Origin of the sequence: Pseudomonas sp. ACM7 (assembly GCF_004136015.1) — a bacterium.
GTDB classification, from domain to species: domain Bacteria; phylum Pseudomonadota; class Gammaproteobacteria; order Pseudomonadales; family Pseudomonadaceae; genus Aquipseudomonas; species Aquipseudomonas frigoris.
The window spans coordinates 3,992,327-4,005,571 of the sequence record NZ_CP024866.1 but is presented as its reverse complement, the minus strand read 5'-3'; the positions used below and the strand labels follow the sequence as shown (position 1 = coordinate 4,005,571).

The 13,245-nt window shown below is 57.4% G+C and carries 11 protein-coding genes and 2 pseudogenes; 9 read left to right on the top strand and 4 right to left on the bottom strand.

The annotated features are described in order from the left end of the window. Nucleotides 1–18: 18 nt before the first annotated feature. From ydcS to CUN63_RS18925, 6 genes are all read left to right on the top strand, one after another. A complete protein-coding gene (gene ydcS, locus CUN63_RS18955) occupies nt 19–1,170 on the top strand; it encodes a putative ABC transporter substrate-binding protein YdcS (RefSeq protein WP_129441531.1) in 1,152 nt (383 codons plus the stop codon). Between the two features lie 183 nt (nt 1,171–1,353). Beyond that, a complete protein-coding gene (locus tag CUN63_RS18950; RefSeq protein ID WP_129441529.1) occupies nt 1,354–2,391 on the top strand; it encodes an ABC transporter ATP-binding protein in 1,038 nt (345 codons plus the stop codon). Between the two features lies 1 nt (nt 2,392). Continuing rightward, nucleotides 2,393–3,340 carry an ABC transporter permease gene (locus CUN63_RS18945; RefSeq protein ID WP_129441527.1) on the top strand — a complete coding sequence of 316 codons (948 nt, stop codon included), beginning with the start codon at nt 2,393–2,395 and terminating at the stop codon, nt 3,338–3,340. Then, the gene (locus tag CUN63_RS18940; protein ID WP_129441525.1) at nt 3,330–4,166 is read left to right on the top strand and encodes an ABC transporter permease; all 837 of its coding nucleotides are present in this window, start codon (nt 3,330–3,332) and stop codon (nt 4,164–4,166) included. Before CUN63_RS18945 ends, CUN63_RS18940 begins: the two co-directional genes overlap by 11 nt. A gap of 179 nt (nt 4,167–4,345) precedes the next feature. Next, nucleotides 4,346–5,770: a gamma-aminobutyraldehyde dehydrogenase gene (locus CUN63_RS18930; protein ID WP_129441521.1), complete on the top strand. Its 1,425-nt coding sequence runs from the start codon at nt 4,346–4,348 to the stop codon at nt 5,768–5,770. 226 nt (nt 5,771–5,996) lie between these two features. Beyond that, nucleotides 5,997–7,481, top strand: coding sequence for an APC family permease (locus CUN63_RS18925; protein ID WP_129441519.1), 1,485 nt, complete (start codon nt 5,997–5,999; stop codon nt 7,479–7,481). A gap of 44 nt (nt 7,482–7,525) precedes the next feature. Here the strand turns inward: CUN63_RS18925 and CUN63_RS18920 are convergent. Further along, a pseudogene (locus CUN63_RS18920) lies at nt 7,526–8,144 on the bottom strand (RloB family protein). 2 nt (nt 8,145–8,146) lie between these two features. Continuing rightward, nucleotides 8,147–9,400: an ATP/GTP-binding protein gene (locus CUN63_RS18915; RefSeq protein WP_129441517.1), complete on the bottom strand. Its 1,254-nt coding sequence runs from the start codon at nt 9,398–9,400 to the stop codon at nt 8,147–8,149. A 439-nt stretch (nt 9,401–9,839) separates the two neighbouring features. Between CUN63_RS18915 and CUN63_RS18910 the strand changes: the two genes are divergently transcribed. Beyond that, complete coding sequence (locus tag CUN63_RS18910) at nt 9,840–10,346, top strand: Bro-N domain-containing protein (protein WP_129441515.1); 507 nt, start codon at nt 9,840–9,842, stop codon at nt 10,344–10,346. A 97-nt stretch (nt 10,347–10,443) separates the two neighbouring features. Continuing rightward, entirely contained in the window at nt 10,444–10,647 is a 204-nt protein-coding gene (locus CUN63_RS18905; RefSeq protein ID WP_129441514.1) for a hypothetical protein, read from the top strand. A gap of 10 nt (nt 10,648–10,657) precedes the next feature. On the opposite strand, the gene CUN63_RS18900 is transcribed toward CUN63_RS18905, so the two are convergent. Next, entirely contained in the window at nt 10,658–10,843 is a 186-nt protein-coding gene (locus tag CUN63_RS18900) for a hypothetical protein (protein ID WP_129441512.1), read from the bottom strand. 391 nt (nt 10,844–11,234) lie between these two features. Between CUN63_RS18900 and CUN63_RS18895 the strand changes: the two genes are divergently transcribed. Next, nucleotides 11,235–12,860: a glucan biosynthesis protein D gene (locus CUN63_RS18895; protein WP_129441510.1), complete on the top strand. Its 1,626-nt coding sequence runs from the start codon at nt 11,235–11,237 to the stop codon at nt 12,858–12,860. Between the two features lie 158 nt (nt 12,861–13,018). Here CUN63_RS18895 and CUN63_RS32255 read toward each other — a convergent pair. Beyond that, nucleotides 13,019–13,245 (bottom strand): annotated as a pseudogene (locus tag CUN63_RS32255) (group II intron reverse transcriptase/maturase); the annotation flags it as partial.

Below are 13,245 nucleotides of genomic sequence, written 5' to 3'. Positions count from 1 at the left end.
AAAGAAGAGGGAAACCCAATGTTCGTGCACAAGACCGCACTGCTCAGTGCAATCACCACGGCGCTGCTGGCCAGTGCCAGTATCCAGGCCGCCGAACCGCTGAAAGCCGTTGGCGCCGGCGAAGGTCAGCTGGATATTGTGGCCTGGCCTGGCTACATCGAACGTGGCGAAAGCGACAAGGCCTACGACTGGGTCACCGGCTTTGAAAAGGAAACCGGCTGCAAGGTCAACGTCAAGACTGCCGCCACTTCCGATGAGATGGTCAGCCTGATGTCCAAGGGTGGTTATGACCTGGTGACTGCATCCGGAGACGCCTCCCTGCGGTTGATCGCCGGCAAGCGTGTGCAGCCGATCAACACGGCGTTGATCCCGAACTGGAAGAACATTGACCCTCGCCTCAAGGATGGCCCTTGGTATGTCGTCAATAAGCAAACCTATGGCACCCCGTACCAATGGGGCCCGAACGTGTTGATGTACAACACCAATATCTTCAAAACGGCGCCGAACAGCTGGAGCGTGGTGTTCGAAGAGCAAACCCTGCCGGACGGCAAGTCCAACAAGGGTCGGGTCCAGGCCTACGACGGCCCGATCTATATCGCCGATGCGGCGCTTTATCTCAAATCGAAACAGCCGGAACTGGGCATCAAAGACCCATACCAGCTCAACGAAGCGCAATACAAAGCGGCGCTGGAGCTGCTTCGCAAGCAACAGCCCTTGATCCACCGCTACTGGCATGACGCAACGGTCCAGATGAGTGACGTCAAAAACGAAGGCGTCGCGGCGTCCAGCACCTGGGGTTACATGGTCAACGGCCTGGTGGCAGACAAGCAGCCGGTTGCCTCGGTCATTCCAAAAGAAGGTGCAACGGGTTGGGCCGACACCACCATGTTGCACGCCGAAGCCAAGCACCCGAACTGCGCCTACAAGTGGATGGACTGGTCGCTGCAACCGAAAGTCCAGGGTGACCTGGCGGCCTGGTTTGGTTCGTTGCCGGCGGTTCCGGCGGGGTGCAAGGAAAGCGAGTTGCTCGGCGCCGAAGGTTGCAAAACCAATGGTTACGATCAATTCGACAACCTGGCCTTCTGGAAAACCCCGCAAGCTGAAGGCGGCAAGTTCGTGCCGTACAGCCGCTGGACCCAGGACTACATCGCGATCATGGGCGGCCGTTAAGCCCTTTTAAGATCAAAAGATCGTCTGATCGCAGCCCGAGCCTTCGGCAGCTCCTACGCCGATCGCTTGCACCGCAAATGTGGCGCCCTATGCAAAACCTGTAGGAGCTGCCGCAGGCTGCGATCTTTTCAGGGCACACCCGATTCAATTGATAGAAAGCGCGCCTTTTTGGAGCACCGCACCATGACGCTTGCAGTCCAGTTCACCAACGTTTCCCGTCAGTTCGGCGAAGTGAAGGCCGTTGACCGGGTTTCCATCGATATCCAGGACGGCGAGTTCTTTTCCATGCTGGGCCCTTCCGGCTCGGGCAAAACCACCTGTCTGCGCCTGATCGCCGGTTTCGAACAACCGAGTGCAGGCTCTATCCGTATTCACGGCTTCGAGGCCGCCGGGCTGCCGCCGTATCAGCGTGACGTGAACACCGTGTTCCAGGATTACGCGCTGTTCCCGCACATGAACGTACTCGACAACGTCGCCTACGGTTTGAAAGTCAAAGGCGTCGGCAAAACCGAACGCCAGAAACGCGCCGAAGAAGCCCTCGACATGGTCGCCCTCGGCGGCTACGGCGAGCGTAAACCGGTGCAGCTGTCCGGCGGACAGCGCCAGCGTGTGGCCCTGGCCCGCGCCCTGGTCAATCGGCCGCGAGTGCTGCTGCTAGATGAACCGTTGGGCGCCCTCGATTTGAAGCTGCGCGAGCAAATGCAGGGTGAACTGAAGAAGCTGCAACGCCAGCTCGGCATCACTTTCATCTTCGTCACCCACGACCAGACCGAAGCGCTGTCGATGTCGGATCGCGTGGCGGTGTTCAACAAGGGCCGTATCGAGCAGGTCGATACACCGCGCAACCTCTACATGAAACCGGCTACAACCTTTGTCGCCGAATTCGTTGGCACCTCCAACGTGATTCGTGGCGATCTGGCGAAACAATTGAGCGGCAATCCACAGCCGTTTTCGATTCGCCCGGAACACGTGCGTTTCGCCGAAGGTCCGCTGGCCAGTCATGAAATCGAAGTCAGCGGTTTGCTCCATGACATTCAGTACCAGGGCAGCGCCACGCGCTATGAACTGAAACTGGAGAACGGCCAGACCCTGAACATCAGCCAGGCCAACGTCCAGTGGCTGGACGTCAGCGCGCAACATCAGACCGGCCAACGCATCAGCGCACGCTGGGCACGGGAAGCGATGATCCCGCTGCACGACAACGTTGTCGGCGGGGTGTGAGATGAACAGCGTGGTTATCCCTCAAACCCCGGCCGGCGGCTCGCCGCTGCGCAGGTTTTCCAACCTGCTGTATCGCCGGCCGAACTTTTACCTGTCGCTGCTGCTGGTACCGCCGCTGCTCTGGTTCGGCGCGATCTACCTCGGCTCGCTGCTGGTTCTGCTGTGGCAAGGCTTCTACACCTTCGATGACTTCACCATGGCGGTCACGCCCGACCTGACCCTGGCGAACTTCGCTGCCCTGTTCCAGCCGTCGAACTTCGACATCATCCTGCGCACCTTGAGCATGGCCGTCGTCGTCTCGATCGCCAGCGCCATCGTCGCGTTCCCGATCGCCTACTACATGGCGCGCTACACCACTGGCAAAACCAAGGCGTTTTTCTACATCGCGGTGATGATGCCGATGTGGGCCAGTTACATCGTCAAGGCGTATGCCTGGACCTTGCTGCTGGCCAAGGGCGGCGTGGCGCAGTGGTTCGTTCAGCACCTGGGTCTTGAGCCGGTTTTGCAGTTCATTCTGGGCATTCCGGGCGTCGGCGGCAGCACCTTGTCGACCTCACACCTGGGCCGGTTCATGGTATTCGTCTACATCTGGCTGCCGTTCATGATCCTGCCGGTCCAGGCCTCGCTGGAACGCCTGCCACCCTCGTTGCTGCAAGCTTCGGCCGACCTTGGTGCCAAGCCACGCCAGACCTTCATGCAAGTGACTTTGCCGCTGTCGATTCCAGGCATTGCGGCCGGTTCGATCTTCACCTTTTCGCTGACCCTGGGCGACTTCATCGTGCCGCAACTGGTGGGTCCGCCGGGCTACTTCGTCGGCAGCATGGTGTACGCCCAGCAAGGCGCGATCGGCAACATGCCGATGGCCGCGGCCTTCACGTTGGTGCCGATTGTGTTGATCGCCATTTACCTGACTATCGTGAAACGACTGGGGGCCTTCGATGCGCTCTAAAAAACAAAGGCCAGAAACCCACGGGGAGAAAGCTTCGCTCGGCCTGCGCATCGCAGCCTGGGGCGGGTTGGTGTTTCTGCACTTTCCGATCCTGATCATCTTCCTGTACGCCTTCAACACCGAAGACGCGGCGTTCAGTTTTCCGCCTAAAGGCTTCACGTTGAAGTGGATCGGCGTGGCGTTCTCGCGTCCCGACGTACTGGAAGCGATCAAGCTGTCGCTGCAAATCGCCTCCGTCGCAACGTTAATTGCGTTGGTTCTTGGCACACTGGCATCGGCGGCGTTGTACCGCCGGGATTTCTTCGGCAAGCAAGGCATCTCGCTGATGCTGATCCTGCCGATTGCCTTGCCGGGGATCATCACCGGTATCGCGTTGCTGGCGACCTTCAAGACGCTGGGGATCGAGCCGGGAATGTTCACCATCATCGTCGGCCACGCGACCTTCTGTGTGGTGATCGTCTACAACAACGTCATCGCCCGCTTGCGGCGCACTTCTCACAGTTTGATCGAGGCTTCGATGGACCTCGGCGCCGACGGCTGGCAGACCTTCCGCTACATCGTCCTGCCGAACCTCGGCTCGGCGTTGCTGGCCGGCGGCATGTTGGCGTTTGCCCTGTCGTTCGACGAAATCATCGTCACCACCTTCACCGCCGGCCATGAACGCACCCTGCCGCTGTGGCTGCTCAATCAGCTCAGCCGCCCACGGGACGTGCCGGTGACCAACGTCGTCGCGATGCTGGTGATGATGGTGACCATGCTGCCGATCCTCGGCGCCTATTACCTGACCCGTGGCGGCGAAAGCGTTGCGGGCAGTGGCGGGAAATAACGAACAACGACTACTCCCTGTAGGAACCGGTTCAAATGTGGGAGCGGGCTTGCTCGCGAAAGCGGTGTATCAGCCAACATCAATTTTGAATGTGATGGCCCCTTCGCGAGCAAGCCCGCTCCCACATTTAGAGCCGGTTCCTATAGAGGAAAAACAACCGTTCCGAAGAGGACAAAGCCATGCAAACCAAACTCTTGATCAATGGCCAACTGATCGACGGCGAAGGCCCCGCCCAACCGGTGTTCAACCCGGCCCTCGGTCGTGTGTTGGTGGAAATCAACGAAGCCAGTGAAGCCCAGGTCGATGCCGCCGTGCGTGCCGCCGACAGCGCCTTCGAAGGCTGGTCGCAAACCACGCCGAAAGAACGCTCGCTGCTGCTGCTCAAACTCGCCGACGCCATTGAAGCCCACGGCGAAGAGCTGGCCAAACTGGAGTCGGACAACTGCGGCAAGCCTTACAGCGCCGCGCTGAACGACGAGATCCCGGCGATTGCCGACGTGTTCCGTTTCTTTGCCGGCGCCAGCCGTTGCATGAGCGGTTCGGCGGGCGGTGAATACCTGCACGGCCACACCTCGATGATCCGTCGCGACCCGGTCGGCGTGATCGCGTCCATCGCACCGTGGAACTACCCGCTGATGATGGTCGCCTGGAAAATCGCGCCGGCCCTCGCGGCGGGTAATACCGTGGTGCTCAAGCCGTCGGAACAAACCCCGCTGACTGCGCTGCGTCTGGCGCAACTGGCGTCGGAGATTTTCCCGGCCGGCGTGCTTAACCTGGTGTTCGGTCGTGGTCCTACGGTTGGCAGCCCACTGGTCACACACCCGAAAGTGCGCATGGTCTCGTTGACCGGTTCGATCGCCACTGGCTCGAACATCATTTCCAGCACCGCCGACAGCGTCAAACGCATGCACATGGAACTGGGCGGCAAGGCCCCGGTGATCATCTTCGACGACGCCGACATCGATGCTGCCGTGGAAGGCATCCGCACCTTCGGTTTCTACAACGCCGGCCAGGACTGCACCGCCGCCTGCCGCATCTACGCGCAGGAAGGTATCTACGACAAGTTCGTCGAGAAGCTCGGCGAAGCGGTCAGCAGCATCAAGTACGGTTTGCAGGATGATCCGGCGACCGAGTTGGGTCCGTTGATCACCGCTCAACACCGCGACCGCGTGGCCGGGTTTGTCGAGCGCGCTGTGGCGCAGCCGCATATCCGATTGATCACCGGCGGCAAAGCTGTTGAAGGCAATGGCTTCTTCTTCGAACCAACGGTGTTGGCCGACGCGCAACAGGACGACGAAATCGTCCGTCGCGAAGTGTTCGGGCCGGTGGTGTCGGTGACCAAATTCACCGATGAAGCACAGGTGCTGGGCTGGGCCAACGATTCGAACTACGGCCTGGCCTCGTCGGTCTGGACCTCGGACGTCGGTCGTGCGCATCGCTTGTCCGCACGCTTGCAGTACGGCTGCACCTGGGTGAATACGCACTTCATGCTGGTCAGCGAAATGCCGCACGGCGGTCAGAAACTGTCCGGTTATGGCAAGGACATGTCCATGTACGGGCTGGAGGACTACACCGTCGTTCGGCATGTGATGTTCAAGCATTAAAAGCATCGCGAGCGAGCTCGCTCCCACATTTGATCGCATTCCCCTGTGGGAGCGAGCTTGCTCGCGATGGCCTCACCGCAACATCAAGGAAGAAACCGGCACCCAGCACCTCCAGGTTCCACACCAAAGCAACCAAAACAATAACCACCGATCCCGGCAGCGCCGTCATGGCCCTGTCACGGTTTCGGACATCCGAAATCTGCCGATTTTCCGGAGCTAACACACCATGAGTGCATCACCCGAACTCTCCGCAGCCGTTGCCGACAGCGATGCCGAGCAACTACGCAAGCTGGGTTACACCTCGAACTTCAATCGCAGCATGAGCCTGTGGGAAAACTTCGCCCTGGGCTTCACTTATCTCTCTCCGGTCGTAGGGGTTTATACCCTGTTCGGCCTGTGTCTCGCCGCGGGTGGGCCACCGATGTTCTGGGCTTATTTGCTGGTCGGATGCGGCCAGTTGCTGGTGTGCCTGATCTTCGGTGAAGTGGTCTCGCAGTTCCCGATTTCCGGTGGCGTGTACCCGTGGGCTCGTCGCTTGGTGGGCAAGCGCTGGGCGTGGATGGTCGGCTGGATCTACTCCATCGCCCTGTGCGTCACCATCGCCGCCGTTGCGGTGGGCGCCGGTCCGTACCTGGCCGCCATGATGGGCTTTGAACCGAGCAACACCACCAACATCGTCATCGCACTGTTCCTGACCTTGTTCGCTACCCTGGTCAACCTCAGCGGCACCAAAGTGCTGGCGCGGATTGCCATGTTCGGCTTCCTCTGCGAGCTGGTTGGCGCGGTGATCGTCGGCCTATACCTGCTGATCTTCGAGCGTCATCAATCGATCAGTGTGTTGTTCAACACCTTCGATATCAGCGTCGATGGCTCGTATCTGCCGGCGTTCCTCACCGCCTCGCTGGCGGGGATGTTCCTGTACTACGGCTTCGAGGCCTGCGGCGATGTGGCCGAAGAAACCCCGAACCCGAGCAAACAGATCCCGGTGGCCATGCGCATGACCATCTACATCGGCGGCATCGCGGCGATGTTCGCCTGCCTGGCGCTGATCCTCGCGGTGCCGGACATGCAAGCGGTGATCAACGGCACCGACAAGGACCCGGTCACCACCATCCTCAACAACGCCTTCGGCCCGGTCGGTTCGAAAGTGGTGATGGGTGTGGTGATGATTTCCTTCATCTCTTGCGTCATCAGCCTGCAAGCGGCGGCGAGTCGTCTGCTGTATTCCTACGCTCGGGATGAAATGGTCATCGGCAGCTCACTGCTGAAGAAGATTTCCCCTACGACTCAGGTTCCGGTTGCGGCACTGTTCGTGTCCGGTGTCCTGCCGGCGCTGATCATTGTGCTGGGCTTCTTCCTGCAGGATGCCGTGGCAACCATCGTCAGCTTCGCGGCCATCGGCATCTACCTGGCGTTCCAGATGATCGTGCTCGCCGCGTTGTATGCGCGTTTGAAGGGCTGGAAACCAAGTGGCAAATTCACCCTCGGCGCCTGGGGCTGGGCAGTGAACATCGGTGCGCTGGTGTATGGCGTCGGCGCGATCATCAACATGGCCTGGCCGCGCACGCCGGATGCGGCGTGGTACATCAACTACGCGATGGTGTTGAGCACTGCGATTGTTATTGGGTTGGGGTTGATTTACATGTGGCTTGCCAAGCCGTATGACCATGGGACTGCGCCTGCGGGGGATGCTTGGAAGGTTAGTCGATAAGGGTAATTACCCAGCCCGCAGTGATGCGGGCTGGGTTTGAGGTGTTAGATCGGTAGGGGTTTGGAGAGAATTTCGAATTCGTCCATCAGCAGATGGATTTCGGTGCTGGGGTTAGGTTCGCCGCTGATAGCAGCGTCCTCGATAATCTTTGGTGCTAAATCTCTCGCCCTTTGGAAGGGCTCACCTAAAAGTTGTGCGAAATAGTTGGTGTCTTCGCCTTTTTCGTACTTATCCATGTTGGGTTTCTCTCTGAGGCTCTTGGCCAGCAAGTCGCCTGGAGAGTGCTTTCCAACCGCTCGAAATGGCTTTCGATTGAAACCGAAGTGCAGAAGCAGCCAAAACTCAAAACAGGGGTAGGAAGCGATGACTTTGATTTTCGGATGAGGCCTCGCCAGATTTATTGCTCGTTCAAAACACAGATGTGTATCGCGATCCAATGCACAAAACACCTTGTCGAAGCATTTCTGGCGGGCTATTGCTGTTTCTACAATGCCGCTTGGGTGTGTGACGCCACAGTGGGAAATTTCCACTTGAGCTTTGGCGCGAAAATGAAATGCAGCCTCCTCGTTTTCCTGACTTGCTGTCTTCACAGAGGATCAACACTTTGGGTTGAGGCTTGAACCGCGGTGCCTTTCGATCAAATAGTCGTATCGAACGCGCCATGATCAACCCCGCCTTATCAGTGGTAACCCGCGATAACGGCCTTCAAAGTAGCGTTTCTCGACATCCTCCCCTTCCCGTCCTTCAAAGTCGTAAACAGAAAAAAGGCAGGTTGCACCGTTAGCGTCTCTTTCGGTGATCCAGAACTGATCGCGGCGAAGCGCTTTGGCGTTCATTAGATGAGTGTCGTGAGTGGTAAAGATCAGTTGATTCTCCAACCCACTGTCCAGGTGTTTCTCAATCAAGTCCGCGACTATTGAGGGATGAAGACTGCTGTCCAACTCATCGACAGACAGTATCCCGCTACCATCGGCGTGATTGATCATGAACCAGGGCAGCCAGAATCCAACCAGGTTTTTCGTACCGCCTGACTCCTCGGAAAAATCAAACTCCGCCTGGCCTAAAAGACTCGTATGCGTCAGGGTCACTTTGTCTTTTTGGGCTGCTGCGAAGAACTCTTTCAGTGTGAGTTTTTTGGTGCGTTGAACAGACTCTGCGTCTTCGGTGTTGAGCCGGATCGCTGACACCGGGATATCCACTTCTTTTAGAAAGTCTCGTAAATCATGTGTGTAATCCGATGCCATCCGAAGAAATCTGATGGACGCTGCTGACAACCCCATCATGTTGTTCTGCTCAATAACGAGTAGACCGGTTTGAAACCAGCTAAACGGCGCCCGCAACTGAGTCAACTCTTCGCTACTGTTCGCAACCGCCTGCGAAATAAACAACATCTTGGGACTCGTCAGACGCCGCCAAGCGTTGTGCATCTCTTTACCGCCCTCAAGGCTTGAGCCAAAAACATAATGCTCCCCCTCATCAACAAAACGACGTGAATACAACAGCGTTTCCTTACCTTTGGGATAGGAAACCAATTGTTCCTCGATAATCCGCTGCGCAGTCATGCGCAGAACAAACCGATATCGGATCCCGCGTTGAATGAAGTTGTACTCAAAAGAACTGGGTTCGTTTTGAAGTTGCGGGTCAAAACGAAATGGCGAGACCGGTAGCGGCTCATCATTTGATGAAGGTATCGAAGCGAGCAAACTCCCCATGATCCCCATCGCCCGGATAAGCGAAGACTTACCGGATGCGTTCGGTCCGTAAATCGCCGCCACCTTCAATAAATCAGGCAGTTTTTCTCCATTTACGATAGGTGTGAACACGTTGCGCTTTTTGCTCAAGCGCGGCGTCGCAGCCATGGACAGGGTTTGTTTGTCACGGAAGGAGCGATAATTGGAAACTGAAAATTCGATCAACATGTAGCAAACCTGCAGTTCGTTCCTGAATGCAGGAAAAACTATAGGAAAAACCACGGCTGTGATGCTGCTTGACTGCACCTCATGCAAAAACAGGCAATTCCTACAGATCGAACCTTCCGGCATAGACACCGATTCCTACAGCATGCGGCGCCAAGGTAGACTTGGCGCCGCGAGCGCCTGAACGATAGGCTTTACCTCGTCGCTGTCAAATCAGCGACCCGGGGTCGAAGCCGGGAAATTTCAAAACGGTGCTTACGCGCCCCCCATAGGATTGAGGCAGTTTTATGTCTTCAGTTCTGATTTATGGCGGGCCGTGTGGCGCGGGCCTTCCGGCTTCCGTTTTGATTGGAAGTGTCCCGACTTCGAACGCCACTCGGTCCGCCACCCAACCTGTCGAAGGGTTGGTGGCGACTTTCCTACTCAAAACGGAAGTCACTTCATGTCAGCACACGCTCAAAACTCGCTTCTACCTTACTTCACCCCAACCATCTTCACCCGCCACAACCGCTTCCTCCATGCCTTCATGCAGGACAACCAAGCCTGGTTCTGCGTCCAGGATCTCGGTCGCTTGATGGGCCGCCCGATGGACCAACGCCTCACCCTGAAACTCGATCCGGACCAGCGTCGATACGTCTGGCTGCTCAAGAACGGCAAAACGGTCGAATCGCTGATGGTCAGCGAATCAGGGATGTACGCCCTATTGATTCACCATTTTGTCCCGGAAAACCGAAACCTGCGCCAATGGCTGAGCAACGAAGTCATACCTTCGCTGCGTGAGTCGAAAGCGACATCTGTGGATAACATTCCAAGCCTGAGTTCATTGCAGTGGGCAGGCATCTCGGTGCCGCTGTTGCATTGGCAGCATCAAGCGTGGATCAAGTGGCGGGACATGCCTGATCTGATGCAGGCACAACGGCCGTTCACGATCGTGGGCACTTGCAGTTGAAGGTAGAGTGAAAAAATGAAAAAGGGGCGGACTTCACAGTCCGCCCCCTTTGGTTTGAATACGCCTGTTCAATCTCCCGCAAGAGCAATCCGCAGCCATGAGCAAACCGCGCATCACCAGCCAAAGCGTCACTGAAGTGATTCCAAGTGATAGCGCCTTTTCAGAAAAGTATCTGCAACAAACCATCGAGCAAAAAAATATCGCGGCTCGTCGCCAAGCAATCCACGAAGGCATCATCGACGCCGATACTGGCAAGCTGACCCGCCTGGCCACCGTAAAAGCCAAATGGCTTTCACGGTAACCATCCTCGGTCAAAACCTCGAAACACTCCTCATCGCATCCACCAGATACCGCATCGCAATCTGGTCGCTTTCCGACAGCTCCCGATAGCGCTCAAGCAACTTCATCTCATCCGAACTGAGCCGACGCCTTCGGCGCACAGTGGTCAGGCAAGGAAAGATTCCCAGCAACTGGGTGATGCCTTGTACTTTCGTCATGGACGATGTCCTTCTATAAGCCCGAGAAAACTTCAAAAACCGCATCGCCCTCTCCTTCTTGTTAGTCGCCGGCCTGAAGGGCAGAAACCGGTCATGACCACAGAATAGAAACTATCCGGGCGCTGAAAAGCGTTTTTAGAGTAATTAGTCGAAAAAAGCAGGAATGCCCTATAAATCAGAAAGTACTGTCGGAAAACTTAACCGACATTTCTTGTTTCATTGCCACGAAGCCAAAGTGCTACCAATCATTTTTTCTACACAACCGAACGGTTTAAGCTATTTGTTATCTGTTTAATGTCCGTTGCGTTTGGCCGAAGGCATGTCCGAACCTTTATTTTTGATCCAGCACGTGCCAGGAACGGCGCGGGATTGTTCACGACAGGTTGAACTTATGCACCGCAGGAATTTGCTCAAAGCATCCATGGCCATCGCTGCCTATACCGGATTATCAGCCACCGGCCTGCTGGCTTCGTGGGCCTGGGCCGGTACCGGCGCGGCGGATGGCGAAGCTCAGGCGTTCGACTTCGAAGCGCTGAAGATCCAGGCCAAGCAGCTCGCCGGCAATCGCTATCAGGACACCAAGCAGGTGCTGCCGCCGACCCTGGCGACCATGACGCCGCAGAACTTCAACGCGATCCGCTACGACGGCAACCACTCGCTGTGGAATGACCTCAACGGTCAGCTGGATGTGCAGTTCTTCCACGTGGGCATGGGTTTCAAACAACCGGTGCGCATGTACAGCGTCGACCCCAAGACACGTCAGGCGCGAGAGGTGCATTTCCGCCCGTCCCTGTTCAACTATGAAAAAACCACGGTCGATACCAAACAGCTCACGGGCGACCTGGGGTTTTCCGGGTTCAAGCTGTTCAAGGCCCCGGAGCTGGACCAGCACGACGTGCTGTCCTTCCTCGGCGCCAGCTATTTCCGTGCGGTCGATGCCTCAGGCCAGTACGGTCTGTCGGCACGCGGTCTGGCGATTGATACCTATGCCAAGAAGCGTGAAGAATTCCCGGACTTCACCAAATTCTGGTTCGAGACTCCGGACAAGGACAGTACCCGTTTCGTGGTCTACGCCCTGCTGGATTCACCGAGCGCCACCGGTGCCTACCGTTTCGACATCGACTGTCAGGCCAGCCAGGTCGTCATGGGCATCGACGCACACATCAATGCGCGCACCGCCATCGAACAACTGGGCATCGCGCCGATGACCAGCATGTTCAGCTGCGGCACCCATGAACGGCGCATGTGCGACACGATTCACCCGCAAATCCACGACTCTGATCGCCTGGCCATGTGGCGTGGCAACGGCGAGTGGATCTGCCGCCCGCTGAACAACCCGTCCACCCTGCAATTCAATGCCTTCGCCGACACCGACCCGAAAGGTTTCGGCCTGGTGCAGACCGATCATGAGTTCGACAGCTATCAAGACACCGTTGACTGGTACAGCAAGCGTCCGAGCCTGTGGGTAGAACCTACGACCGCGTGGGGCGAAGGCTCTATTGATCTGATGGAAATTCCTACAACCGGCGAAACCCTGGATAACATCGTCGCGTTCTGGACCCCGAAAAAACCGGTCGCGGCCGGGGACTCACTGAACTACGGCTACAAGCTGTACTGGAGCGCACTGCCACCGGTCGGCACGCCGTTGGCGCGGGTCAACGCCACTCGTTCGGGCATGGGCGGTTTCATCGAAGGTTGGGCACCTGGCGAGCATTACCCGGAAGTTTGGGCTCGACGGTTTGCCGTGGACTTCACGGGTGGCGGTCTGGACCGCTTGCCTGAAGGCGCGGGGATCGAGCCGGTGGTGACCTGCTCGAACGGAGAGGTGAAGGACTTCAATGTGCTGGTGCTGGATGACATCAAGGGCTATCGGATTACCTTCGATTGGTACCCGACCAATGACAGCGTGGCTCCGGTTGAGCTGCGTCTGTTCATTCGCACCAATGACCGGACGTTGAGTGAGACCTGGTTGTACCAGTACTTCCCGCCTGCGCCTGAGAAGCGCAAGTACACCTGAAGACAAGATCAAAAGATCGCAGGCTGCGCCAGCTCCTACATGGGATTGCATTCCTTTGTAGGAGCTGCCAAAGGCTGCGATCGTTTGATCGAGTAGGAGGCGGCTTTACAGCCGCCGTCCTCTCACACCACCGTACGTACGGATCCGTATACGGCGGTTCAAGCTATGCGGCTAAGCCGGTTTATCGTATCCAGTACCGAAACTAACCCAAGCTGACCCCATAGTTTCTTCGGCAGCGCCTGATTCATATGAGATGCGCCTGAGCTCCACCATGGGCCTCGGCCATTGAAGGCTGATTTGCAGGCGCGAGCTTCGCTAAGCCCCAGGCGCATCAAGTTACGTGCCCTCGTTGAGGGCCGCTTCCATTGTCGCCAGACGACGCAGC

Bases quoted from the DNA above. Each gene is read 5' to 3' on its own strand.
- CUN63_RS18895 (WP_129441510.1), top strand. From the start codon at position 11,235: ATGCACCGCAGGAATTTGCTCAAAGCATCCATGGCCATCGCTGCCTAT.
- CUN63_RS18945 (WP_129441527.1), top strand. From the start codon at position 2,393: ATGAACAGCGTGGTTATCCCTCAAACCCCGGCCGGCGGCTCGCCGCTG.
- CUN63_RS18910 (WP_129441515.1), top strand. From the start codon at position 9,840: ATGTCAGCACACGCTCAAAACTCGCTTCTACCTTACTTCACCCCAACC.
- CUN63_RS18925 (WP_129441519.1), top strand. From the start codon at position 5,997: ATGAGTGCATCACCCGAACTCTCCGCAGCCGTTGCCGACAGCGATGCC.
- CUN63_RS18940 (WP_129441525.1), top strand. From the start codon at position 3,330: ATGCGCTCTAAAAAACAAAGGCCAGAAACCCACGGGGAGAAAGCTTCG.
- CUN63_RS18930 (WP_129441521.1), top strand. From the start codon at position 4,346: ATGCAAACCAAACTCTTGATCAATGGCCAACTGATCGACGGCGAAGGC.
- ydcS (WP_129441531.1), top strand. From the start codon at position 19: ATGTTCGTGCACAAGACCGCACTGCTCAGTGCAATCACCACGGCGCTG.
- CUN63_RS18905 (WP_129441514.1), top strand. From the start codon at position 10,444: ATGAGCAAACCGCGCATCACCAGCCAAAGCGTCACTGAAGTGATTCCA.
- CUN63_RS18915 (WP_129441517.1), bottom strand. From the start codon at position 9,400: ATGTTGATCGAATTTTCAGTTTCCAATTATCGCTCCTTCCGTGACAAA.
- CUN63_RS18900 (WP_129441512.1), bottom strand. From the start codon at position 10,843: ATGACGAAAGTACAAGGCATCACCCAGTTGCTGGGAATCTTTCCTTGC.
- CUN63_RS18950 (WP_129441529.1), top strand. From the start codon at position 1,354: ATGACGCTTGCAGTCCAGTTCACCAACGTTTCCCGTCAGTTCGGCGAA.